This is a genomic window from Pseudomonas sp. NPDC079367 (genome assembly GCF_044542195.1).
Taxonomy (GTDB): domain Bacteria; phylum Pseudomonadota; class Gammaproteobacteria; order Pseudomonadales; family Pseudomonadaceae; genus Aquipseudomonas.
Map to the genome: position 1 here is coordinate 626,088 of NZ_JBITTW010000001.1, position 24,995 is coordinate 651,082.

General features: G+C 58.2%; 20 protein-coding genes. 8 read left to right on the top strand and 12 right to left on the bottom strand.

What is annotated here, in order from left to right:
* Window positions 1-5: 5 nt before the first annotated feature.
* Entirely contained in the window at window positions 6-1,193 is a 1,188-nt protein-coding gene (locus ACIGDJ_RS02585) for an HlyD family type I secretion periplasmic adaptor subunit (RefSeq protein ID WP_397478370.1), read from the top strand.
* On the opposite strand, the gene ACIGDJ_RS02590 is transcribed toward ACIGDJ_RS02585, so the two are convergent.
* Window positions 1,194-1,814 (bottom strand): trypsin-like peptidase domain-containing protein, encoded by a 621-nt coding sequence (locus ACIGDJ_RS02590; RefSeq protein ID WP_397504513.1) that lies wholly within the window; start codon window positions 1,812-1,814, stop codon window positions 1,194-1,196. It abuts the gene before it with no gap.
* A gap of 296 nt (window positions 1,815-2,110) precedes the next feature.
* Here ACIGDJ_RS02590 and ACIGDJ_RS02595 point away from each other — a divergent pair, with 296 nt between their 5' ends.
* The 3 genes from ACIGDJ_RS02595 (at window position 2,111) to ACIGDJ_RS02605 (ending at window position 6,823) form a co-directional block, all read left to right on the top strand.
* The gene (locus tag ACIGDJ_RS02595; protein ID WP_397478260.1) at window positions 2,111-4,078 is read left to right on the top strand and encodes a BCCT family transporter; all 1,968 of its coding nucleotides are present in this window, start codon (window positions 2,111-2,113) and stop codon (window positions 4,076-4,078) included.
* A gap of 152 nt (window positions 4,079-4,230) precedes the next feature.
* Complete coding sequence (locus ACIGDJ_RS02600; protein ID WP_101162385.1) at window positions 4,231-5,685, top strand: TrkH family potassium uptake protein; 1,455 nt, start codon at window positions 4,231-4,233, stop codon at window positions 5,683-5,685.
* 133 nt (window positions 5,686-5,818) lie between these two features.
* On the top strand, window positions 5,819-6,823 hold the full coding sequence (locus ACIGDJ_RS02605) for a saccharopine dehydrogenase (RefSeq protein WP_101162387.1): 1,005 nt from the start codon (window positions 5,819-5,821) through the stop codon (window positions 6,821-6,823).
* 114 nt (window positions 6,824-6,937) lie between these two features.
* Here the strand turns inward: ACIGDJ_RS02605 and ACIGDJ_RS02610 are convergent, their stop codons facing one another.
* The 5 genes from ACIGDJ_RS02610 to ACIGDJ_RS02630 all read right to left on the bottom strand — a co-directional run bounded on the left by ACIGDJ_RS02610 (window position 6,938) and on the right by ACIGDJ_RS02630 (window position 14,767).
* A complete protein-coding gene (locus ACIGDJ_RS02610; RefSeq protein WP_101162389.1) occupies window positions 6,938-10,027 on the bottom strand; it encodes an efflux RND transporter permease subunit in 3,090 nt (1,029 codons plus the stop codon).
* Window positions 10,024-11,133, bottom strand: a complete 1,110-nt coding sequence (locus tag ACIGDJ_RS02615) for an efflux RND transporter periplasmic adaptor subunit (RefSeq protein WP_312998733.1) — start codon at window positions 11,131-11,133, stop codon at window positions 10,024-10,026. The genes ACIGDJ_RS02610 and ACIGDJ_RS02615 overlap by 4 nt, the downstream gene beginning before the upstream one ends.
* A gap of 95 nt (window positions 11,134-11,228) precedes the next feature.
* Window positions 11,229-12,500, bottom strand: a complete 1,272-nt coding sequence (locus ACIGDJ_RS02620) for an OmpP1/FadL family transporter (RefSeq protein WP_397478261.1) — start codon at window positions 12,498-12,500, stop codon at window positions 11,229-11,231.
* Between the two features lie 179 nt (window positions 12,501-12,679).
* Entirely contained in the window at window positions 12,680-13,306 is a 627-nt protein-coding gene (locus tag ACIGDJ_RS02625; protein ID WP_101162395.1) for a TetR/AcrR family transcriptional regulator, read from the bottom strand.
* 138 nt (window positions 13,307-13,444) lie between these two features.
* Window positions 13,445-14,767: an APC family permease gene (locus ACIGDJ_RS02630; RefSeq protein WP_101162397.1), complete on the bottom strand. Its 1,323-nt coding sequence runs from the start codon at window positions 14,765-14,767 to the stop codon at window positions 13,445-13,447.
* Between the two features lie 48 nt (window positions 14,768-14,815).
* Here ACIGDJ_RS02630 and ACIGDJ_RS02635 point away from each other — a divergent pair, with 48 nt between their 5' ends.
* The 3 genes from ACIGDJ_RS02635 (at window position 14,816) to ACIGDJ_RS02645 (ending at window position 16,701) form a co-directional block, all read left to right on the top strand.
* Window positions 14,816-15,034 (top strand): hypothetical protein, encoded by a 219-nt coding sequence (locus ACIGDJ_RS02635; protein WP_312998722.1) that lies wholly within the window; start codon window positions 14,816-14,818, stop codon window positions 15,032-15,034.
* Window positions 15,035-15,167: 133 nt separating this feature from the next.
* Entirely contained in the window at window positions 15,168-15,710 is a 543-nt protein-coding gene (locus ACIGDJ_RS02640) for an AAA family ATPase (RefSeq protein WP_397478262.1), read from the top strand.
* Window positions 15,711-15,798: 88 nt separating this feature from the next.
* Complete coding sequence (locus tag ACIGDJ_RS02645; RefSeq protein WP_101162399.1) at window positions 15,799-16,701, top strand: bestrophin family protein; 903 nt, start codon at window positions 15,799-15,801, stop codon at window positions 16,699-16,701.
* Between the two features lie 59 nt (window positions 16,702-16,760).
* On the opposite strand, the gene ACIGDJ_RS02650 is transcribed toward ACIGDJ_RS02645, so the two are convergent.
* Both ACIGDJ_RS02650 and ACIGDJ_RS02655 read right to left on the bottom strand, forming a co-directional pair.
* Window positions 16,761-17,060 (bottom strand): hypothetical protein, encoded by a 300-nt coding sequence (locus ACIGDJ_RS02650; RefSeq protein ID WP_397478263.1) that lies wholly within the window; start codon window positions 17,058-17,060, stop codon window positions 16,761-16,763.
* Between the two features lie 176 nt (window positions 17,061-17,236).
* Window positions 17,237-18,058 carry a glucose 1-dehydrogenase gene (locus ACIGDJ_RS02655; RefSeq protein WP_101162403.1) on the bottom strand — a complete coding sequence of 274 codons (822 nt, stop codon included), beginning with the start codon at window positions 18,056-18,058 and terminating at the stop codon, window positions 17,237-17,239.
* Window positions 18,059-18,264: 206 nt separating this feature from the next.
* Between ACIGDJ_RS02655 and ACIGDJ_RS02660 the strand changes: the two genes are divergently transcribed.
* Entirely contained in the window at window positions 18,265-20,079 is a 1,815-nt protein-coding gene (locus ACIGDJ_RS02660) for a DUF262 domain-containing protein (RefSeq protein ID WP_312998707.1), read from the top strand.
* 520 nt (window positions 20,080-20,599) lie between these two features.
* Here ACIGDJ_RS02660 and ACIGDJ_RS02665 read toward each other — a convergent pair.
* The 4 genes from ACIGDJ_RS02665 to ACIGDJ_RS02680 all read right to left on the bottom strand — a co-directional run bounded on the left by ACIGDJ_RS02665 (window position 20,600) and on the right by ACIGDJ_RS02680 (window position 24,958).
* The gene (locus ACIGDJ_RS02665; RefSeq protein ID WP_397478264.1) at window positions 20,600-21,946 is read right to left on the bottom strand and encodes an OprD family outer membrane porin; all 1,347 of its coding nucleotides are present in this window, start codon (window positions 21,944-21,946) and stop codon (window positions 20,600-20,602) included.
* 82 nt (window positions 21,947-22,028) lie between these two features.
* Entirely contained in the window at window positions 22,029-22,955 is a 927-nt protein-coding gene (locus ACIGDJ_RS02670) for a S9 family peptidase (protein ID WP_101162409.1), read from the bottom strand.
* A gap of 138 nt (window positions 22,956-23,093) precedes the next feature.
* Window positions 23,094-23,981, bottom strand: coding sequence for an alpha/beta hydrolase (locus ACIGDJ_RS02675; RefSeq protein ID WP_312998696.1), 888 nt, complete (start codon window positions 23,979-23,981; stop codon window positions 23,094-23,096).
* Window positions 23,982-24,040: 59 nt separating this feature from the next.
* Window positions 24,041-24,958, bottom strand: coding sequence for a transporter (locus ACIGDJ_RS02680; RefSeq protein ID WP_312998691.1), 918 nt, complete (start codon window positions 24,956-24,958; stop codon window positions 24,041-24,043).
* Window positions 24,959-24,995: the final 37 nt, after the last annotated feature.

Here is a 24,995-nt window from a genome sequence, read left to right on the forward strand (position 1 = left end):
AACCGATGCTGACCGATGTGCCAGACCCGATGTCCTATCTCGACGGCCACGATGAGCGCGCGCTCGCCGGCGGCGCGAAAGTGATCTGGGGGTGCGCGTTGATGCTCGCCTGTTTCATCGCGTGGGCGGCGTGGTTTGAAATCGTCGAGGTATCGACCGGCACCGGCAAGGTCGTGCCGAGCTCTCGCGAACAAGTGATCCAGTCGATGGAGGGCGGCATCCTCGAGCAGCTCAATGTGAGCGAAGGTGCGTTGGTCGAGCGCGGGCAGATTCTGGCCCAACTGGACCCGGTGAAAAACCAGTCCAACGTCGGCGAAAGCGCGGCCAAGTACCGTGCAGCGCTGGCCAGCGTCAATCGCTTGCAGGCTGAAGTCAGCGAAAAACCGCTGACGTTTGATCCCTCGTTGCAGGACTTCCCCGATTTGATCCGTGCCGAAACCGAGCTCTACCAGACCCGGCGCAAAGGTCTGGCGCAAACCCTCGACGGCATTCAGAGTTCGCTGAAACTGGTGCGCAGCGAACTGGCGATCACCGAAAATCTGGCGAAGATCGGCGCCTCCAGCCGGGTCGAAGTCTTGCGTCTGACCCGCCAGCGCTCGGAGCTTGAATTGAAGGCCACCGAAGCGCGTTCCGATTACATGGTCCGCGCCCGCGAAGATCTGGCCAAAGCCAACGCCGAGGCGCAGATGCTCGAAGCGGTGATCCGTGGTCGCACCGACTCGCTGTCACGCCTGACCCTGCGCTCGCCGGTGCGCGGCATCGTCAAGGACATCGAAGTCAGCACCATTGGCGGCGTGATTGCGCCCAACGGCCAGGTCATGCAGATCGTGCCGCTGGATGAGCAACTGCTGATCGAGACACGCATCTCGCCGCGCGACATTGCCTTCATTCATCCTGGCCAGGCAGCGAAAGTGAAAATCACCGCTTACGACTACTCGATCTACGGCAGCCTCGACGGCGAAGTGGTGACAATCTCGCCGGACACGATTCAGGACGAAGCCAAACCGGAGATCTTCTATTACCGCGTATTCATCCGCACCGCTTCGGATGAACTGCGCAACAAGGCCGGCAAACGCTTCGCCATCGTGCCCGGGATGATCGCCACGGTGGACATCCGTACCGGCGAAAAAACCGTGCTCGACTACCTGATCAAACCGCTCAATCGCGCCCGCGAAGCGTTGCGCGAACGCTGATCAACGGCTGGCCAGCTTGGTCGCTGGTGGCGCTGCCGGGGTGATGCTGGCCTGATAGCGCGACCATTCGCGATTGATTTCCGCGTACGGCAGGAAAATGCTTACGCGCGGTTGATCGATCAGGTCCGGGCGTTTGAGCCGACTGACGTCATCACGGGTGAGGAATGCCACGTTGATGCCAACCACTTTGCCATCGGCGGAAAATACCGGCCCGCCGGACATGCCTTTGGCCAGCGCGCCATTGTGGGTGCCGTAAAGCACGTTGCCCTCTTTGACGTCGAGGCGAACCATGGCCGGCAAGGCCTGGCCGGTGCCCTTGACCGACATGTACAGCGAATTGAACCCCACCGAGGTCAGCTCTTCGCCCGGCTTGTAACCGCGCCACGCCGGCACGCTATTGGCCTTGTGGCGGAAGAACTGCACGTCTGCCTGGCCCTGGAACACCGTGCCCGACAAGTAAGGAATGTGCTTCACCGTCACCGCGAAATCTTCATTCCATTGCACAGCCGAACCCATCAGCAGGTAAGGCAAAGGCGCGCCGGAGTGAACGACAAAGGCTTGGTCTAAAACAGGATCCTGAACAAAAGCGACTGGCATTCCATTGCACCCGCTGAGCAGCATCGACGCTGCAACAAGTGACTTGAGGGGGCGCATTTTCGGTACATCTTGAAGTGAGGAAAGGTGCTGCAATATGTCATTGCGCCATCACTTCTAGCAATAGCCTGAGCCTACCGTTTGTCGGCGAGCGATATAGTGAGTCAATCATTGGATCCAGGATCCGAAACGAAAGCGTTGCGAGCGTCTATTTTGATATCACCTCTGAACGGAACGACCACTGATGTGCAGAGTCATCTGCAACGCCCTGCATAAGCGTACAGAGGAACACGATTCGCTGAGATCGTCCTGAGGAGATTCATATGACAGACAAGGCCGACCCAAAAACCACGCCTACGCTCAACCCACCGGTTTTTTATACATCGGGGATCATCCTGCTATTGCTGGTTATCTATGCCAGTGTTTTCCAGGCCAACGCTCAGTTGGTGTTTGCCGAAGTTCAAAGCTGGATCATCACCAATGTCAGCTGGTTCTACATTCTCGCTGTAGCGATCATCCTTGGGACCGTGGTGTTTCTCGGTATCAGCCGATACGGCGATATAAAACTCGGCCCCGACCACAGCAGCCCCGATTACAGCAGCACAACCTGGTTCGCCATGCTGTTCTCGGCCGGTATGGGGATCGGCCTGATGTTCTTTGGCGTGGCCGAACCGGTCATGCATTTTCTCAACCCGCCAGTCGGCGACGGCAACACCGTCGAGGCTGCACGCGAAGCAATGAAGATCACCTTCTTCCATTGGGGCCTGCATGCCTGGGCAATCTACGCCATCGTGGCAATGATTCTGGCCTATTTCAGTTATCGTCACGGCCTGCCGCTCACGCTCAGATCAGCCCTTTATCCATTGATCGGAGATCGTATCTACGGGCCGATAGGTCATGCCGTCGACATCTTCGCCATCATCGGCACGGTGCTCGGGGTCGCGACGTCCCTGGGTTTCGGTGTTGCGCAAATCAACACAGGTCTGAACGCGCTGTTCGGCGTCCCGATCAACACCACCGTGCAGATCATCTTGATCGTCGTCACAACCGGGCTCGCCACTGTTTCGGTTGTCACCGGTCTGGACAAAGGAGTGCGCCGCCTCTCGGAACTCAATCTCGGATTGGCTGTGCTGCTGTTGTTGATGGTGATCGTACTCGGCCCTACGGTGCTCATCCTGCAAACCTTCGTGCAGAACACCGGTGGCTATCTCACCGAAATCGTCAGCAGAACGTTGAACCTTTATGCCTACCAACCCACCGACTGGATCGGCGGTTGGACATTGTTCTACTGGGGTTGGTGGCTGGCCTGGTCGCCCTTTGTCGGGCTCTTCATCGCACGCATTTCCCGAGGCCGCACCATCCGCGAATTCGTCATGGGTGTGTTGCTTGTTCCCGCAGCCTTCACGCTGTTGTGGATGACCGTGTTCGGTAATACCGCCATTCACATGATTCTCACCGAAGGCATCACCGACCTGGGCGCAGCCATTGATAAGGACACCTCCCTCGCGCTCTTCGCCTTCCTTCAGCATTTCCCGTTTTCAGGAGTGATCTCGCTCGTCGCCGTCGTGATGGTCGTGGTGTTCTTCGTCACCTCGGCAGACTCCGGCGCGATGGTTGTCGACATGCTGGCTTCGGGCGGATCGGCAAACACGCCGGTATGGCAGCGCGTGTTCTGGGCTTCGAGCATGGGCCTGGTTGCCATTGCTCTGCTCCTGGCAGATGGTCTGAAGGCTTTGCAGACCGCGACCATCGCCAGCGCCCTGCCGTTCACCATTACCCTGCTTTTCAGCATGCGAGGTCTTCTCAAAGCCTTGAAACTTGACGCGACCAAACGCGGACTGCGTTATCAGTCGATGTCGCCCGGGGTAAGCCGCAGCCCGGGAAGCTGGCAACGCAGGCTGCGGACCATGGCCATGTTCCCGCGGCGTTCACATGTGCTTCGCTTCATTACCGAGACGGCGAAACCGGCGTGTCTGTCGGTGGCTGAGGAATGGCGAAAGCAGGGCTACGTGTGCAATGTCGAAGACCTGGAAGACAGCAGCGTCCGACTCAGCGTCGGCAGTGCCGACAACCCCCAGTTCATTTATGAAGTGCGCCCACACCCCTACGCAATGCCGAGTTTCGTCATGGGTGACACTCAGGATGAGGATCGCAAATACTTCAGGGCCGAAGTGCATTTGCGAGAAGGTGGGCAAGACAAGGACATCATGGGCTGGTCACGCGAAGAGGTGATCGGAGATATCCTCGATCAATACGAGCGGCACATGCAGTTCCTTCATCTGGTGGGCTGAACCAGGCGGTGGCAGCAGGGGCCAGGCGCCCAGACCTGTGAATCAACCTGCCGCCGCGCCTTTACATGCCCCGTAATTTTTACGCAAATTTTACGGGGCATAACCGCGAGCCGGCCGATACTGCGCGGCGTTGATTTTTCGGGCTACCTTTCATGTCACTCGCAGCACTGCGGCTCATCGCCTTTATCCTGGGTATTTTCCTGATCACGCTGGCGGTAAGCATGGCCATTCCGATGGTCACGCTGCTCGTTTTCGATCGCAGTGACGATCTGTCGGCGTTCCTTTGGGCCAGTCTTGTCACATTCACCTGCGGCATTCTGCTGGTCGTTCGGGGCCGACCCGAGACCGCTCAGTTACGGCCCAGAGACATGTATCTGCTGACGACCGGCAGCTGGGTAGTTGTGTGCACTTTCGCGGCATTGCCCATGGTGCTGATCAGCCATATCAGCTACACCGACGCCTTCTTCGAAACGATGTCCGGCATCACGACAACCGGCTCTACCGTCCTGTCCGGACTGGATACGGCCTCACCGGGTTTGCTGATCTGGCGTTCGATGTTGCATTGGCTTGGAGGCATCGGCTTCATCGGCATGGCAGTGGCCATCCTTCCCCTGTTGCGCGTGGGGGGCATGCGGCTGTTCCAGACCGAATCCTCGGATTGGTCAGAAAAAGTCACGCCACGCTCCCACGTCGCCGCCAAATACATTCTCATCCTGTACCTGAGCCTGACTGGCATCGGTGCAATCGCCCTCTGGGCTGCCGGGATGACGCCGTTTGAAGCGCTCAATCACGCCATGTCGCTAATCTCCACGGGCGGCTTCTCGACCTCCGATGCCTCACTCGGGCATTGGACGCAGCCAGCGATTCACTGGGTGGCCGTTGTCATCATGATTCTGGGCAGCCTGCCGTTTACTCTTTACGTTGCGACCTTGCGTGGACACCGGTTTGCCTTGATCAAGGATAAGCAGGTGCGGGGTTTCATTGGATTTCTGGTCGCGACCTGGCTGGCCGTGGGGACATGGCTATACGTACACAGCGAACACTCATGGCTGGATGCGTTTCGGATTGTCGCGGTCAATGTCACCTCGGTGGTCACGACGACGGGTGTTGCCGTGGGCGATTACACGCTATGGGGCAGCTTTGCCGTTCTGCTGTTCTTTTACCTGACGTTTGTTGGCGGATGCTCAGGTTCGACGGCTGGCGGCCTGAAAATTTTCCGTTTCCAGGTCGCTGCGGCCCTCTTGGTCAGTAGCTTGAAGCAACTGATCCACCCCCGCGCCGTCATTCAGAAAAAATACAACGGCCACCCGATCGACGAAGACATTCTGCGCTCGCTCCTGACGTTCTCCTTTTTCTTTACCATCACCATCGCCTTGATCGCACTGGGGCTTGCGCTGATCGGGCTGGACTGGACCACCGCATTGAGCGGCGCCGCCACTGCGGTATGTAATGTCGGGCCCGGCCTGGGCACGATCATCGGCCCCGCCGGCAACTTCTCATCGCTACCCGACGCCGCAAAGTGGCTGCTGACAGTAGGCATGCTGTTGGGACGGCTTGAAATACTGACTGTTCTGGTGCTGATCACTCCGGTTTTCTGGCGCTACTGAGCGAAGTGGAGCGAGCGGATTTGCCTGCCGGCGTTCGTCGGAACGGCGAGCGACGAAACGGGCGATGAGCAAAGTGCGTGCTAGGCTATCTGACCCACGCACGCTTCAATCCAGAAAAAAATGAGGAGGATTCATGCCACTTCATCCCATTCTGTTCATGGGCGGTTCCGGCGCCATCGGCCACCAGACGGCCCGCGCATTGCGCGCGGCGCACCCGAACGTTCCGTTGCTGATCGGCGGACGCGACCTCGCCAAGGCAGAGCAAGCCGCCGAGCAAATCGGCAATGCCCAAGGTGTGGTCATCGATCCTCGCGCAAAAGACCTTGGGCTGGGTGATCGTCCCGTCAGCGCCATCGCCCTCTTCTACATGGACCATGCCCTCGCCGGGCTGCGCTTTGCACAAAACCGCAAGGTGCCACACTTGAGCATTTCTTCCGGTGTGTTCGAAATCGCACCGCAAATCGCCCGTTTCATGCACACACCCGACGCGTCGCCGATTGTGCTCGGCTACGAATGGATGGTCGGTGCGACCACCGTGGCAACGCTGCACATCGCCAAGGTGTTCGCCCACGTGCACGACATCTGCATCCATGCGCTGGTTGACGAACAGGACGGCGGTGGCCCGACTGTGGCCGTCGATTTCGAACACCTGAACAAAATGCTGCCCGCCGCACTGACTCGTCGCGACGGCGAGTTCATCTGGCGTGAAGGCGACGATGCCAAGGTCAGTTTCCGCGCCGTCGACGGCACGACCCTGCACGGCAGCGGCTTTTCCTCCATCGACGTCACCGGCCTCGCCGCTGCCACGGACGCTGCGAACGTTGAGTTCAACCTCGCCAGCGGCGTCAGCTCGACCCGGCGCCAGGGCCAGCCGATGTCGACCGAGATACTCATCGAACTCGCGGGAACGGACCACGAAGAGCAACCCTTGCGCACACGGCACGCCCTGGTTCATCGCTCAGGTGCGGCGGCGTTGACCGGGCTCAGCGTGGCCATGCTGCTGGAGCGACTGCTTGGGCTGGACGGGCAGCCACCGGTCGAGCCGGGGCTGTATTTTCCGTATCAGTTGCTGGATGCACAGGCGTTTTTGCAGCGGCTGACAAAGGACGGTGGCGAACTGATCGAATTGGCCGAGTGAGACGAGAAGCGGCCGCACTGTCTCAGACGGCCGCCCTTTCTGCGTAACCAAACGGTTTATGCGGCAGCAGGCTTGCCCGCGAAGAGGCCAGCCCAGAGACCTCGAATCATCTGCTCAGGCAGTTTTTACAGTGTCCGAATGCCCCTTGTTCTCAGGCCGAATCCTGAACCAGATCGCATACATTGCCGGCAGAAATACCAGTGTGATAATCGTGCCGACAAACGTGCCGCCAATCAGCGTGTACGCCAGCGTCCCCCAGAACACCGAATGGGTCAGCGGAATAAACGCCAGAATCGCCGCCAGCGCGGTCAACAATACCGGCCGCGCCCGTTGCACTGTCGCTTCGACCACGGCATGAAACGGCGCGAGGCCTTCCTGCTCGTTGTGATGAATCTGCCCGATCAGGATCAGCGTGTTGCGCATCAGAATCCCTGACAGCGCAATCAGCCCGACCAGCGCATTGATGCCGAATGGCTGGTTGAAGATCAGCAGCGTCGGCACCACACCGATCAAGCCTAACGGCGAGGTGAGGAAGACCATGATCATCCCCGAGATCGAACGCACCTGGACGATGATGATCAGCAAGGTCATGGCGATCATGATCGGCAGCAACGGCAGGATCGCCTTGCCGGCCTTGCCGGACTCTTCGATTGCACCCGCCTGTTCAATCCGGTAACCGGACGGCAATTGCGCGATGATCGGCTGCAACTGCTGGATGATCACGCCCGAGACGTCCGGAGGCTGCAGGCCTTCGGCGATGTCGCCACGCACGGTGATGGTCGGCGTGCGATCGCGGCGGCGCAGGATCGGGTCTTCCATGCGCACTTCGACCTGGCCGATCTGCGACAACGGGATGCGCTGCTCCGCCGCACCGACCAGCGTAAAGCCTTGGATCTGCGCCGGGTCCAGACGGATATTGCCCGCCGCACGGCCAACGACCTGCACGGAACGGATATCCTCGCGCACCGCCGTGATCGGCACGCCGCTGAGCAGAAATTGCAATTGTTGGGCGACTGCGCTGGACGTCAGCCCCACTGCCTGCAAACGATCCTGATCCAGGTTGAAATGCAGCGTCGGCGTCAGCGGGCCCCAGTCGGTGTTGACGGTTCTCATCATCGGGCTGGCCTGCATCACCGCCCTGACCTGCTCGGCGATGTCGCGCAATTTCGCCGGATCAGGCCCCGTCACCCGGTAGGCCACCGGAAATGGCGAATACGGCCCGAACACGATCTGCGTTGCCCTGACGCGAGCCTCTGGCGCGAGACCTTCGGCCACCGCTTCGCGCAAGCGCAACTTGAGGGTTTCACGAGCGTCCTGGTTGTCGGTCAGCACAACGATTTTGGCGAACGATGGATCCGGCAACTCCGGCGCCATCGCCAGGAAAAACCGCGGCGCGCCCTGGCCGATATAGGCCGTGACGATTTTCGCTTCATCCTGCTTTTGCAGCCAGGCCTCGACCTTGGCCGCTGCGGCGCTGGTCTGCTCGATGGACGTGCCGTAGGGCATCTGCACTTCGATCATCACTTCGGGGCGGTCAGAGGTGGGAAAGAACTGTTTTTTCACCAGCCCCATGCCCGGAATCGCAACCGCAAACAGCGCAACCACCATGCCCGCCACCAGCCATTTGCGCGTAATCACCCACGCCAGAATCCGCCTAAAGTGGTTGTAGCGCGGCGTGTCGTAGATCGCCGCATGCCCGCCCTCGACTGTTTTGATGTCGGGCAACAGCTTCACCCCAAGGTAAGGCGTAAATGCCACGGCGACGACCCACGAAGCAATGAGCGCGATGCCGACAATCCAGAACATGTTGCTGGTGTACTCGCCCGCCGTGGACTGCGCAAAGCCGTTCGGCAGAAAGCCAATCGCCGTCACCAGCGTACCGGCCAGCATCGGCGCCGCCGTGTGGCTCCAGGCATAAGCGGAGGCCTTGATGCGGTCGTAGCCCTCCTCCATTTTCACCACCATCATTTCAATGGCGATGATTGCATCGTCTACCAGCAGCCCGAGCGCGAGGATCAGCGACCCCAGGGTAATCCGGTCAAAGTTCTTGCCGGTGGCCGCCATCACCACAAACACGATCGCCAGGGTCAACGGCACCGCCGCTGCTACCACTACGCCGACACGCCAGCCCATGCTCAGAAAGCACACGAGCATGACTACCAGCAGCGCGACAAAGAACTTGACCATGAACTCGCCCACGGCCGAGTCGATGTTCACCGCCTGATCGGTGACTTTGGAGAGGGTCATGCCGAGGGGCATTTCCCCATTGATTTTGACCGTCTCGGCATCCAGCGCCTTGCCCAGATCAAGACCGTTCCAGCCCTCGCGCATGATTACGCCAAGCAACAGCGCTTCTTCGCCATTGTTGCGCACCAGAAAGGTCGCGGGGTCTTCATAACCGCGCTCAACCGTGGCCACGTCAGACAGCGTGAGCGTTCGCCCCTGCGCGACAACTGGCGTGTCACGGATTTTCTGCAGCGTGTCGAGCGCACCATCGACGCGTAGAAACACCTCTGGGCCTTTGGTTTCGACGGACCCTGCGGGCGTCAGTACGTTCTGATTATTCAGCGCGGCGAAGATGTCCTGCGGCGACAGGCCCAGCGTCGCCAACCGATCATGGGAAAACGAGACGAAGATCCGTTCGGCCTGCTCGCCGATGATGTTGACCTTCTTCACCCCGGGAACGTGCAACAGGCGCTGGCGTAATGTTTCCGCGTCGCGCACCAGCAAGCGCTGCGGCTCGCCCTTGGCTTTCAAGGCGAACAGCGCGAAGGTCACATCGGAAAACTCATCGTTGACCATCGGCCCGATAACACCCGCCGGCAGCCTGATCGCTTCATCGTCGAGCTTTTTGCGTGCCTGATAAAACTCTTCCTGCACTTGCGACGGCGGTGTGCTGTCGAGCAACGACACTACGGTGAACGCCAGCCCTGGGCGGGTATAGGTTTCCGAGCGGTCGTACCACTTCAGTTCCTGCAAGCGTTTTTCGAGGGGTTCGGCGACCTGGTCCTGCATCTCCTGCGCGGTCGCTCCGGGCCATGCGGTCATCACCGTTAGCTGCTTGACCGTGAACGGCGGATCTTCCGCCCGGCCCAATTTGAAGAACGACAGGACGCCGGCAACGGCGATGAGAAAAATCAGGAACACCGTGATCGCGCGCTGGCGAACGGCGATAGCAGAGAGGTTGAACCGGCCCTCGCTCATGGACGGCTCCCGGCAACCTGACCATCGTCGCGCGCTGACAAGCGCACTTCTTCGCCATCGCGCAGCAGATGCGCACCCAGCGCCACAATCGGCTCACCGATGTGGAGCGCGCCGGCAACCCGAGCCGAGTCATCGCTAAGGCCCAGGACCTCAACCGGGCGCCAGCTCACTTTTGCCGGTGTGCCGGCGATGACCCACACGCCGGGGCCTTTGCCCGGGTTGTAAATGGCGGCGATGGGCACTTTCAACGCCTGTTCTGGCGCAGAACCCTGGGCAATTTCGACGGTGACCGTCGAGCCGATCGGCGCATAGGCCAGCTTGCCTTCCAGCACATAGCGCGCCTCAAAGGTGCGGGTGGTGCGGTCGGCCGAATCGGAAAGCAATCGCAGCCTTGCGCTGACCGCAGCCGACGTATCGCCATACAGTTTGGCCTGGGCGGTGGAGCCTGCTGCGGGACGCAAGGTCTCGGGCAAATGGACGATGGCTTCACGCTGGCCGGCGCGTGCCAAGCGAACCACCGGTTGACCCGGGCTGACGACCTGCCCGGGCTCGGCGAGGGTTTCCACCACCACGCCGTCAGCATCCGCCACCAAAACCGCGTAACCCGAGGCGTTGCGCGCTACGTCCGCTTGCGCCACAGCGGCATTGAGTTGCGCCTTGGCGGTGTCAGCGGCGGCTTTGAACTGATCGTAGGCCGATGCCGAAATAGCGCCGGCGGCGACGAGTTTGCGATTGCGCGCTTCGTCATCGGCGGTCTGTCTGGCGCGGGCGCGAGCGGCCGCAACGGCCTCTTGCTGCGCTCGCGCCTGAAGGCCAAGGTCGATCGGGTCGAGGCGCATCAGCGGCTGGCCGCGCTTGACCGTTTGACCGGTATCGACCAGCCGCTCGAGCACCTTGCCCGAGACACGAAAGCCCAGATCGCCCTGGATGCGCGCCGCTACGACGCCGGTGAATGATCGAGATCCATTTTCTGCCGGTTGCACCGGCGCCGATCTGACAATGGGCGCCAAGGTGCGCGGATCTTTTGCGTTGGAAGAATCCCCGCACGCCGTCAGGGCCAAGGGCAACAAACATACCGCGAGGGGGAAAGGTCGGAGCCGGCGCATGGAATTCCTTTACTGAAAATAGGATGATCATCATATTCTCAGTCTTGTGACCGATAACGTCAACAGTCACTAAAGGCTCGTTTTTTTGCGCTGAATCAGAAGCGATAGCTGACAGAAGTACCGAGGCCGCTGGCGCTGTTTTTGTATTTGGCGCTGTACGAACCTTTGCCTGTCGAGCTGTCATTGATCTCAACGCTCTCTTCCCAAAGATAAGAGTAGGCGACATCGACGGTGACATTCTCCGCTGGCGTCCAACCGGCGCCGAGGCTGAAGACCTTGCGATCGCCCGTTGGGATACGCGGCCCCCGATTGGTGTTGTTCGCCGGAGACTGATCAACCGAGAATCCGCTACGCAGCACCCATTGATTGTTCAACCGGTACGCCGCGCCGATGGCGTGGGCCCAGGTGTCGTGCCAGTTCTGCTCTTCGCTGATCGTCCCCAACTGGCCGCTGAGCAGCGGCGGCAATCCACTGTTTTCGATCGTCAGCTCTTTGAAGCGACTCCAGCGCGTCCAGGTGCTGCCGGCATACAGCGTCCAGTCGTGATTGAGCTGATGAGTCACCGAGAAGTCCACAGACTCGGGGGTGTCGACGTCCAGCGATGCGTCATAGCTGCGGCCACTGACGCCGAGCACGTTGAAGATGCCATCGGTAAGTTTGGTTTTCGCATCGAGGTGGTAACTGACCTTGGAATGATAGGTCAGGCCCAAGCGGGTCTGCCCGGTCGCCTGCACCATGACGCCTGCGTTAAAGCCCAGCGCGGTATCGTCGCCGGTGCTTTTGACTTTGCCGTCATTGCGCCCGGGGCTCAGCGGATTGGCCACCATCCCCGACAGCTCGCCGCTGATGCGATTGATGGTCGGGCCAAAGCCGATGGACACCTTGTCGTTGAAGGCATAGCTGATGGTCGGCTGGAACGTCAACGTGGTGACTTCGCTTTTATTGGCGTAATAGCGGCCCGCGAAGCCACTGCCATAGTCGGTGATCAGACCAAACGGCACGTAGAATCCGACGCCGAACGCCCAGTGCTCATCGATCGGCTTGACGTAATAACCCATCGGCACCGTGGTGGTCGGCACCATGTCGCCGTCTTCCTGGCCGCCAAACGTGCTGCGGGTCTGGCTGATATCGGACTTCGCGAACAGCGTGGCCTGCCCCACGCTCGCCTGCTTGCGCTTGAGCCGCGCCATGCCCGCCGGATTGCCGAAAACGGTACTGGCGTCTTCCGCCGAAGAAGAGCGACCGGCAAAACCCGATCCCATGCCGCTGACGCTTTGTTCATTGAGTGCGAAACCGCCCGCCATGATGTTGGAGGACGCAAGAACAACAGCCAGCCCAACCGGGCGCTTGAGCATTGTTTTTTTCATTGTGTGAACTCTAGGGTTGTCTCGGAAATGGAATATCTGCACAGCAGCGGCCATGCTATCCGAGTGACCATATCAGTCAATAGTCACGCTCTGGCCATTTGAAGGTTTTCTCGAAGCCGACGCATCAAGACGGGAACGGGTGTGGGGCGACTGATCCGAGTATTCGGATCAGCAGAGGGTCAAGGCATCAAGCTGCGCAAGATGAGGTTGGAAGTCAGCGCGGGCGCCACTTCGACAAAATCGAGGTTGTGTTGCAACAGCAGCGGATTGACGAAGGGCCGCAGGGCCAAGTGGATCGATTCGACAGTCTCGTCCAACGGCGTGCGGCGCTCGAACTCACCGGCCTCGCGCCCTTCACGCACAATGTCGGTGATAAAGCGTTTGATCTGCGCATCGTAACGCTGCGCACTCGGCCAATTCTCACCCGCTGCAAAGGCTGCGATGTCGTAAAGCTTGCGGTCGTTGAAGAACAGGTTCACCCCGGTGGCGATCACGGTTTTTACCAGCCGGCGAAAGCGCTCGGTGGGCGTCAGGCCCGCTTCGTTGATCGCTATCTCGACCGCCGCAACGATCTGCCCCAAACAGTTCGCGCAGATGGCTTCGCCAATCGCCTGCTTGGAATCGAAGAATTTGTAAATGTACGCCTTGGAGAAACCAATGGCCTTGGCCAGATCGGACACCGTGGTTTTGGCGTAGCCGTACTGGCTGAAGTGCTCGTTGGCGGCCGCGACAATCTGATCGCGAATGTCGTGATCGACGGGACCACGCGGGCCGGGAAATGATGGGGAAGCGGAGGTCTGATTCATGTCGGCAGCTTACTCACACGCCCGCAGACTGACAATGAGTGTTGGTTCATGAATGTTGCCAGCCCGCCCACCACTGTGGGAGCGAGCCTGCTCGCGGAGACGCTCGCACAAACGACACCAATCCATCAGACCGCCGCACTACCCGGCCTTACTGATCGCGGAAAAATTGATGCGAGAACAGCCGTGCAGCAACATCCCGACAATGATCAACGCCCCCGCCCGCAACCAGGTCTCCCAACCCTGCTGACTGAGCAACACCAGACACGACACGATCGCAAGCACCGGGACAAAGGTCGGCACACGAAAGTGATCCTCCTCGACCCTGTCGCGCCGAAGGACAAGTACCGCCACGTTGGTACTCAGAAACACGAACAGCAACAACAAAACCACCGTCTCTGCCAGCGTTGCCAAAGTACCCGTGAGCGTCAGGGCAATGGCCACAAGGGTGGTTGCGACAATGGCCGCCCACGGGGTTTTTCGCTCAGGCAGCACCGCACCCAAAACGCCCGGCAACAGCCCCAGATTGGCCATGCCATACGTCAATCGACTGGCCATGATCATGGTTAACAGCGCACCGTTGGCCACAGCGATCAGCGCAATAAAGGAGAACAGCGCCGGCGGGATTGCGAGGGTCGATGCGCGGACAACTTCGAGCAAAGGCGCCGACGTGGCCACCAACTTCTCGGTAGGCAAAACCGACGAAGCCGCCACACCCACCGCCATGTAAACCACACCAGCGGTAAGCAAAGCGGCGAACAAGGCGCGCGGGTAGACCTTGCGCACGTCCTTGATTTCCTCGGCCAGGTTGGCCGAAGTTTCGAAACCGACGAAGGAATAAAACGCCAACAATGCCGCCCCCAGCACCGCCAGCATGGGACTCACGCCAGGTTTGAACGTGAGCGTTCGGCCAAGATCCGCCTCCCCCGTGCGCAAATACCAGACAGCCGCGACGATCACCAGAATCAACCCGGACAGCTCAATCACGGTCATCACCAGATTCGCCCCGAGCGACTCCTTGATCCCCCGCGCGTTGAGCAGGCCAATAGCCAGAAGAAACACCAGGGCTGCAATCTGCGGTGATACGTCGACGAAGGCGTTGAGGTAATCGCCGGCAAAAGCCAGCGACAAACCCGCTGCGCTGGTGACCGCAGCCGCCAGCATGCAAAAACCGACAAGGAATGAAACAAGCGGTGACTTGAATGCCTTTTCAGCGAAAACCGAAGCCGCGCCAGCGTGGGGGTACTTGGTCACCAGCTCTGCGTAGGAACCCGCCGTCAACATGGCGAAGAACAGTGCAATCAGCAACGGCACCCAGATTGCGCCACCCACTTCTCCTGCGATCGTGCCGGCGAGTGCATAAACACCCGCGCCGAGTACATCGCCGAGAATAAACAGAAACAGCATCGGGAAAGTAATGGCCCGGCGCAGAGAAGGTTTATGAGTGGGAGCAGTCACGTTCATTCCTTGGTTCAGGTGTGATAGTCAGCTGCGGTGCGCGGAGCTGGATGCTTGTCACCTCAAACAATGGAAATGGCGCGCAAAGCAAAGTTCAAAATCAGTGATGAGGCGCACTGGCACGGAGTTCTGAAAATTGCCGACTCGGTACCCGACCTTTACAGCGGGCGCATGACCGGCACGCTCGCAAAGCAACTTCATGCTGTCTGGAACAATGATCTGACGATCAGTCATGGCTGTGGTCGCGAAAATGTAAACAGATACGAAAGCTAACCCAGGCACTACGGCAGCGGCACTCGGCTCATTGTGAGTAATCCAGCAGGTTCGGCACGGCATTGACCGAGACAGCCATTGCCGTAGAATCGCCCGCCCCAAAATACAGCTTGCAGAGCGAGAAGGAGCTTCGATGCAACGCGTGATGATTGTCGGTCAACCAGGGTCTGGCAAAAGTACATTGGCGCGTAAGCTCAGTGAGCGCACGGGTTTGCCGGTGGTGCATATCGACACGATCCATTGGCAGCCAGGCTGGATCGAAAGAAGCCGGGATGAGAAGACGCGATTATGCCTGGAGGTCGAGGCGCGCGATCGCTGGATATTCGAGGGTGGCCATTCAACTACTTGGGAAAACCGCGTGGCCCGTGCCGATCTACTGATCTGGATCGACCGGTCGGCGACGCTTCGCTTCTTGCGCGTGCTGCGCAGAACGCTGCTTCATCGTGGTCAGTCTCGGGCAGATTTGCCGGAAAACTGCCCCGAACGGCTGGCGAACCTGCCAAAGTTTCTCAGGTTCATGTGGCAGACGAGAAACACATCACGGGCCCACATGCGCCAATTCGCGTTAACGGCGCCGTCAGCTTGCCGTGTGGTTCATCTGCGATCTAATCGGGATACCCGAATCTTTCTCTCCAGCATTGGCAACTCGAATGGCCAGGCTTCGCACATTGACTGACGGTTGACTGCTGCACTACGGAACTGCCGGTGCCAGACATCGTCCGAGCTTAAGCGTTTAAGCAAACTGCTCGCCGCGAGGTTTCCGTTTGAGAGCTGCCATCGTCAAAAAATACCGTCTGATCATCAAGACCCTGGGCTACGTAGGCTGGGCTTTGTTCTGGTTGCTGCTCTGGGACATCGCCGTCACCGTAGACTTCATGCTGTTTCTCAACACCAAGTTGAACCTGCCGCTGATGCCACTGACCTTGCTCGGTTCGGCGCTGATCGTGTTGATCAGCTTTCGCAACAGCAGCGCCTACAACCGCTGGTGGGAAGCGCGGACGCTGTGGGGGTCGATGATCAACAATTCCCGTAGCTTCGCCCGGCAGGTGCTGACGCTGCTGGACGATGCCGGCAGCGAGGTGAATCCGGTCAAGTCGACCCTTTTGCGTCGTCACGTTGCCTATGTGAATTGCCTCGCAGCGCATCTGCAGGGCCAACCGTGTCCCGATGAGGTACGGGCTTTCATTCCCGCCGAAGAGTTCGCCCGCAGTGGCACGACCAACAACTTTGCCAACGACATTCTTACCGGCTCGGCGACGTTGCTTGCTCGGGAATACAAGGCCGGGCATCTCGACAGTATTCGCCTGGCACGGCTTGAGTCCACGCTGGTGGACCTGTCCAACAGTCAGGGCGGCATGGAGCGGATCGCCAATACCCCGCTGCCCTACCCTTACGTTTATTTTCCACGACTGTTCATTTCGCTGTTCTGCCTGATCGTACCGGTGGGCCTGGTCGAATCTCTGGGCTGGTTCACGCCGCTGGCCTCGACCGTCGTAGGATTCATGCTGCTGGCCATCGAGCGCATCGGCACCGATCTGCAAAGCCCGTTTCGCCACAGCGAACACCAGATTCAAATGGAAGCACTGTGCGAAACCATCGAAAAGAATCTGCAGTCGATGCAGCGTGATTCGTTGGGTGATGTGCGCAGGGTTGAAGAACACGCTTGAGGCGCTGCTTTGGCAACAGCGCACTAGCGCCTCCCTATTCTTTAGCAGATGCAGCGCGACTATTGATGAGTGTCCGCGTTCTCGGCCGGATAAAACTCGCCCTGCTTGCCCATTTCTTTTAGCCGTTCGCGCGCGATCGCTTCAACACGGGCCACCGCGTCGCGATCGTCAGGATTAACTAATTGCAAGCACAGGCGTTGAACATTCTGATCATGGGTACCCTCGCTGAGCATCTCATGGGTGAAGACTTGTTCAGCGCGCCACAGACATAACTGGGTATGAGTTCCGCCGAGCCATATCTCGTTGATTGATCCCAGATCGGTGGTAGCCAGTTGATCCACGGTGATTGTCTTATCCATTGCGCCGTACCTTGAGATGTTCGTAAACAGGTACGACTTGCGGGCATAGCGAGTCGTTCCAGCCGTCGCCAGTTCACCTGCATGCAGACCTTCTAAATCGCGCGCAAATCGTGAGCATCTTATCCAGAAGCTCCAGCCTCCCTGAGCTGCAGGAGCGCGCGTTCCCATCTCCAGTTTCAGCGTTCGCTGTCATCCGACGCTATTGGCGTCGCTGCTGACCCCGCCAGCAGACCGCCATCAATGTTGAACTCACTACCGGTGATGTACGCAGCTTCATCGCAGGCTAATAACAGGGCCACCGCCGCGACTTCTTCGGGCATTCCGAATCTTCTGAGAGGAGTGTCTCGAACAAGTGCAGCCATTCGCTCTTCACGACCTGCATCAGTGCCCAACATTGGCTCCCACATTGGAGTAAGGATGGCGGCCGGGTGGATCGAGTTGCATCGAACTTTCAATCCCTGCTCGGCGCAGTAAAGCGCCACCGTTTTGGTGTGATTGCGAACGGCAGCTTTGGACGATGCATAGGCAGCCGCGCCAGGAATTCCGACCAGCCCGGAGCGAGAGGAAATATTGATAATGGAGCCAGCCCCGGTACGGCGCATGGCGCGAATGGCGTATTTACAGCCGAGAAACACCCCATCGAGATTAGTCTCATGCACGGCACGCCAGTCCTCCAGACGCGCATGCTCGGGGTCATGCTGGACAACCCCCTGCTCAAACCCGGTAATGCCCGCGTTATTTACCAATACATCAAGGCTGCCGTGTGTCTCCACGACTTGGGTGGTTACTCGCTGCCAATTTTCTTCACACCGCACATCAAGATGCAGATAAGCGGCACGTTTTCCCAATGCGCTCGCAGCCGCTGTCCCCAGTTCGTCGTTTAAGTCAGTGAGGTAAACAAAGCAGCCGTGTTCTATGAAACCTCGAGCAATTGCGGCGCCAATCCCTTGAGCCGCACCTGTAATGACCGCGACTTTAGATGTCAGTTTATTGTCCATAAAAGATATCTCCCCTTCGTATTTGTCTTCCTCAATTCTTTCGAGCCCAACTCCCAAACATCACATCGCCTGCATAAATGCGAAAAAATGAATGAGCACTCTCACAACCCATTCTGTTGCGGCCTTCAAGTGTCTGAGCTAACGTCGATCCAGAGTCTCACCCTCCCTTTGCCTCTTCCGCTTCACGTGCACTCCAAGGACGAACTATGGCCTACAAATCCAGCACCATTGCGGCCGTCATCCGCCGCTTGAATCGTGACTACTACCTGCCAGCTATTCAGCGTCCCTACGTATGGACACCGGAACAGATTGTTCGCCTGTTCGACAGCTTGCTTAAAGGCTACCCCATCAGTTCTTTTCTTTTCTGGGATATAGATCCTTCTCAAGCTGAGAAACTCGATATTTATAAGTTTGTCGAAGATTTCAAATTTGGTGACTTCCATAACGAAGAGGCCAAGATCAACGACCAACACCTGACGTTGGTACTGGACGGTCAGCAACGACTGACGTCACTGCTAATTGGATTGCGGGGCAGTTACAAGGTCAAGCTCAAGGGGAAGCGCTGGCAAAACCCCGACTCTTGGGTACGACAAAATCTATACCTCGATTTGATGAAGGATGCCAGCGACGAGGAGGCCGAATCTGATGTGTCCTTCGGCTTGTCATTCTTCACCTCGCCACCGACCGATCGGGAAAATGCGCACTGGTTCCCTGTCAGCAGCATTATGCAGTTTGCGGACAAGGATCAATTCGACACTTACCTGGAAAAAACTCTGGAAACGCTGGAAGAGAAAGACATCAGTCGTGTGGATCGCAAGATCGTCGAGCGAAACTTGAAGAAGCTCTACCACGCCATTTGGGTGGACGAATCCATCGCCTTTTTTACCGAAAGCAGTCGATCCCTGGAGCGAGTGTTGGACATTTTTGTCCGTGCCAATGAAGGCGGTACCAAGCTCAGCAAGTCCGACTTGTTGCTGTCGACCATTACGACGACATGGGGAGATCTCAACGCACGGGAAGAAATTTATGGGTTTGTGGATTACCTGAACACCGGTCTGGCCCGCAACAACAATTTCGACAAAGACTGGGTCATGAAGGCCTGTCTGGTGTTGTCGGATTTGCCGAACGCGTACAAGGTGTCCAATTTTACCAAGAAAAATCTGGATCTGATCCGCGAGAACTGGGGCAGAATCAAAACCGCCCTCGAAATGACAGTGCGCCTTACCAACGACTTCGGCATTGATCGCGAGACACTGACAAGCGCCAACGCTCTATTGCCGATCGCTTATTATTTTTTCCAGACTTCCATGCGTTTCAATTCCACCGAATCCACTCACGTAGGCGCCGTCCGCGCCATGCACCGATGGCTCGTCAAGGCATTGCTGGCAAGTACATTCGGCGGGTCGTCCGACGGGACCATCAGTCAGTCACGAAAGATCATTCAGGAGAGCATGGCCACCTCCAGTGATTTCCCGGAACAAGCGTTGCTCATCGGTCTACGCAGGCAGAGCCAAATTGATTTCACCGACCCTCGTAGCCTGGACGATCTGCTGTCCCTGACCTATCAGGAATGGACCTGCTTTTTCGCCATTTCCCTCCTGCATCCGGATACCCGCTGGGGGACCTCGCAATACCATATCGACCACATCTTTCCTCAGGGCAGCCTGACCAAGGCGAAGCTGCTGAGCCAAGGTATTCCCGAGTCGGAGGTGGACGCTTACCTTCACGGAAAAGACCGGTTAAGCAATCTGCAATTGTTGCCTTACCTCGACAACATCGAGAAATCGGATACAGCTTTTGAAGTTTGGCTGGCAGACCGCAGCCCTGAGTTCATTAATCAGCACTCGATTCCGGCCGAGCCGGAGCTTTACAAAATCGAGCGCTTCCGGGATTTCCTGGATGCGAGGGAGGGTTTACTTCGCAAGCGCTACGCCGAAATTCTCGGATTTGGTGAGGCATTGCTTGCAGAAACGATCACTCCGTTCGAGGAAGAAGACCAGGTAATCGAATCAAAAAAGTAGTGTCCTCGTCTCTCTTGGTACCGAAAGCAAAAGATGGCTCCATCTTCTCGCCGACATTAAAAAGCGCCGGAGGATTTACCGTAGGGCCCAAAGGAGACGAGCGTAAAATGGCTGACTATGAACAAGCACTTGCGTATTTGAGAGCCCAACCCAAGGCTTACTGGCGGAGGCCTAACGAGAAGGGTAATTGGGGTATCGTCACAGGCGTCTGCTGGGTCAATATCAACGAAACGTAGAACAGCCTAAAAGAATAAATCGAGGAAAAAAATGAAAAACGGGCCCGGAATGCGCCCGTTTTTTTTCAGATATAAAAAATGAAATCCTGGTTGGCGGAGTAATTTTCCATCGGCGTCGCGCCTTTTTTTACCCAGCGCAAACGACCGCTTCCGGCCAAAAGCTGCTGGTCGCGGGCGTCCCCCCTTTGATTGATTGCAGCCTTCGATAACCATCCTGCCGCGCACCCGAAGAGGCGCGGCAGGAGGATGCATATCCACCAGGCCAAGCGCGACGCGGTGGAATCTCAGAACAACGACACCGGTATTTTCGCGATGACCCGCAGCTCGTCAAAGTTGCCCTCGACCTGATGACTGCTCGCGCGATGCCAGGCGTCGCCGGCAAGGATATTGGCCCCCTTCAGTTCGGCTGCCTGGACGGTATAACTGGCGAAAACACCGGTTTCATTATGGTGCTCGTTATCCTGAAGCGGTGAAGCGGTATAAACACCTTTGCTGCCTGCGTTGTAACCCGTGCCGTCAATGCCCCAGCCACGTGTATGCCAAAGTATGCTTTTGAAGCCCGGCACGCCGTAAGCCGCCCAGTCGTTGATATATTTGACCTGAAACGAGGTTTCGTTCGGCCCGTTGAAATAGGAAACCATGGTATTGGGCAACGAAATGGCATTCGATTCTTTGACGTAATCGAAGAACTCATCGCCGACTATTTTCTGCAGCCCAAACTCGACGGTATGGTTCTTGAAGCTGGGGATAACCGTCAGGCCATAGGCCTGCTGATCGATATAACCGGCCTCTTGTTTTCCGCTGGATTGAGTGTTGTAAGCCGACAACTTGACGGAGGTTTTTATCTCTCCTGTCTTGAAGTCCCGGCCTATGCCTAGATATTCCCGGTCCCAGATATCCTGAATACGGGAAACATAGACACTGCTCTTCAACCCGCCCGCACTGGTGTAATCACCCCCCGCGTAGGCGGTCCAGTCACTGCTGACCGGGCGCATTGCATATTGAAGCCCTATAGGCTCTGTGCCGGCCGCATAGCGGGGCGCCATTTTCGAGAAATAACCGGACTTCAATACCAGACCTTTGATGGATGAGTTTTCGAACGACCATCCATCAAAAGACGCCGGTACGGTACGCGTATCGGAAAAGTTCATCACGGGATTGGCCACTTGATGACGGCCGATTTTCAATTCCGACTCAGCCATTCGCAACTTCAGCGCGGCAACGCCCAGGCGGCTCCAGCTCGGCTCGACATCACCGTCGCTGTTGACCAGCATGCGGTTACTGCCGCCTGCCGCATCAGCGGGATTGCGCTCCAGTGCAACGACCGAATACGCAGCGAGATCAAGCCCCACGCCCACCGTCCCAGGTGTATACCCAGAGATAAACCCCAGCTTGAAGCCCTGTTGCCAGGCAACTCGGTCATGCGAAACCCGTGGCCCATCATCGGTACGATAACGGTAGACCGTGTCTCGCCTGCCGATCTCTTTGGAATACCAGTGCCGGGTATCCAGGGTCAGAGAACTTCCCTTTAAAAAACCGCTGTCGGAACTCTCCGCCAGCGCTTCAACACTCAGTAGCATGCCCGGCAAGACACACGCCAGCACAGCTCCACTCTTTACAGGAAGCCACATAGGGATAACCCTCAACTTTTATTATTTTTATATGCCGATAGCGGATTGTTACGAAGCGACCGAAAGTCACTTAACCAAGACTTTATCGGGACAGTTCGGACACGTACTTGACCAGCTTCTCTGCCATCTCGGCGTTGGCCGTGTTCACGGGCGCAAAGTGATTGGAATCACACAGCGCGTCATACCGCGACTGCACGCCGGCAGCTGTTGCGCGCTTCACGTAATCGCGAACGGAGGCAAAGCGGTCACTCTGATTGGTGATGAATACCTGCGGGACTTTTACCAGTGGCATTTGCGCCGGGGAGACTTCCTGCAAACGCTTCTGCAGCGCCTCACCTTGAATGTTGCCAAGCACCTTGGCCTGAACATCGCCGCGGGGCAGGGTCGCATACCAGGCCAGGTCGACCACACCATCGAGCACGACCACGCCGGAGATTTTCAACGGGTTCGCGGCATACAGTTCGGACTCTGGTTTCAACAGACTTCTACCGGCCAGCCACAGCGCGTAATGGCCCCCCGATGAATGACCGATGGTGACTGTTTTCTTCAAGTCCAACGGGTACGTCTTCGCCAGCTCCTGCAACTTGTCCGCCGCGCTCGCGACCGTTTTGAAAGAGTTCGGCCATTCGCCATAACTGCCCACACGGCTGTATTCGATGTTCCACGTCGCGAAACCTGCCTTGGTCAGCAGATCAGCGACCGGCGCCATGTAGTCGAGGCTGACATCAGCGCTCCAGCGTCCACCGTGAACCACCACTACAACCGGAAACGGCCCTTTGCCTTTGGGTAAACGCAGGTCGCCGAAGTTATCCAGGCCTTTGCCATAATATTCACGGTGCACATCGCCCATGACCGCGGGCGCGCGCTTGACCGTTTCCTGAAACAGTGACCATTCATCCTGAGGCGCCGACAGCGGCAGTGGTTTTTCGCAGACAACATTGTTCTCTGCGGCCTGAACACCGAAGGCCACAGAGGCCAGCAATACCGACACGGCAATTTTGCTTTTCATTGGGAACCCTACCTTTTGTTGATTTGAAATTCACAGCCAGGTTGTTCTTGAGTCGGTTTCGCAGAGCATCAATTGGAACGAGCCAAAGCGCTCAGGTGCAAATGAACAGTTACAACCAGGCAGAAATCGCTCTCGGATTCAGGCCCGAGCGTCCAGCTTTAGCCACCGCTTGATCCACTGCACCATGGGCCCGCTGCCTGCCGCCAGGTCGTCGAGAATGTTGAAATGGTCTGAGTCCAGCGCGAGCAGCTCGGCCGGCGCACCGTGCTCTCTGCAGGCGCAGGCATAGTCCGTCGTCTGGCGGCGGAATTCGTCCGTTTCGCGCAGCCCGTAGGCCAGCATCAGGGGCGGCAGCTGCGCCGGGATGTGCAATATCGGGCTCAGCGACTCGACCGATTGCCAGGTGAAATCAATTGTCGAGGCCAGGAAGGTATGCGGCAGCGGACGCAAGTCAAACACCCCGCTGACAGCGATGGCGCCTTGGTAGGGTTGGGCCGGCAGGCCATAGTCGCCCACCCAATCGGTCGCCAGCAGCTCGGCCACTCCGTGGGCTCCAGCCGAATGCCCGACCACCACGATGCGCTCGCGATCAATCCCGAACCGCTCGGCGTTGCGCCACAGGAAGCAGAACGCCGCGCGATGCTGGCGTACGATCTCGGCAATGGTGACTTTCGGCGCCAGGGTGTAGTTCTCGACCACCGTCACCACGCCCAGCGCGGCCAAGCCCTTGGCCACGAAGCTCCACTCCTTGCTGGTGGTCGCCCGCCAGTAACCGCCATGAACGAAGAACACTGCCGGGCGCAAGGTTTCGGGGGTTGCCTGTTGGGGGAAAAACACGTCGAAGGTTTCGTCCAGGGTCGGGCCGTAGGGCACATCCAGCCTATTGGGCAGTTGGGCGCGTGCGATTTGGCTTTGCTCGATGAATTGCTGAACATAGCCATCGAAGTCCTTGACCGAGGCCTCGATGTCGTACTGCTCGTCAAGCTGCGCCGTCGAGGTAAAACGTTGGTAGATCGGGGTTTTCATACGGCATGCTCCGGGAAGTTCTTGGGGGCCAGCGCCATTGGCAATCGTTCGCCAAGAGGTCAGAACGGAAAAACCAGCTTCAGCCAATAGGCGTCGCCTTCGGCGCGATTGCGCACCGCGCGCTCCTGCTGCCACTTTGCAGTCACAAACCAACCTTGCTGACTGCTGTATTTGATCGATGGGCCGATGGCGAACGCACGACCTTTATTGTCCTCGACCCGCTCACCGCGGACATCGTCGTCGGTGGTCTGCCGGTACACGTAGCCGCCCACACCGAGCACCCAGCCATTGCGCAAGCCCCAGCCGATGGCATAGTCGGCGTGCAGCTCCTGGCCGGAACGGTAATCGGTTGCGCGGTTGCGCAGGTTGAAGTCGTACATGGTCTTGATGTCGATGTTCAGCCCGTCCGGATCGACGTAGCTGAAGGCCGCCACCGGTTGCACGGTCCAGTAATTACGGCCGATATTGACCAGATCGTCGCGGTCAAAACGTCCCGTGGGCGCGAAGAAATCGATGCCATAGGCGGCATGCATTTTTTCACTGTAGTGGTAGCCCAGGCCGGGGCCGAACGTGATGTCGCCCAGCTCGCGCTTGCGCTGACTGGCGCCATCGAGCGAGACCTTCAGCTCGACCAGCGGCGCGATGGCATGGAACGCCAGACTGCCGCCCAACACCTTCTGCTCGGTGACCCACACGACGCGCGGCGCGATGACATCGGCGCGCAGGCGGAAGTCCACGGGCAGCTGCCGCCCGTCATTGCCGCGCAAACGGTCGGCGCGGTAATGCTGGGCGTAGACGGTGCCATACAGGCCCGGTGGCGGCATTGCGCCGGACAAGTAGTTCTCGGCACCCATAGGGTACATGGAGCCGCCACCTTCAGTGGCGAGGGTCAGCGCGGCCGGCGCGGTCAGCGAGCAACCCAACAACAGCCGTGCGGTGACGAGAGATGGGCTTACATTACTGTTGTTATTGTTCATCGTGTCTACCCATTGATTGGCGAAAAAACCAGGCAGG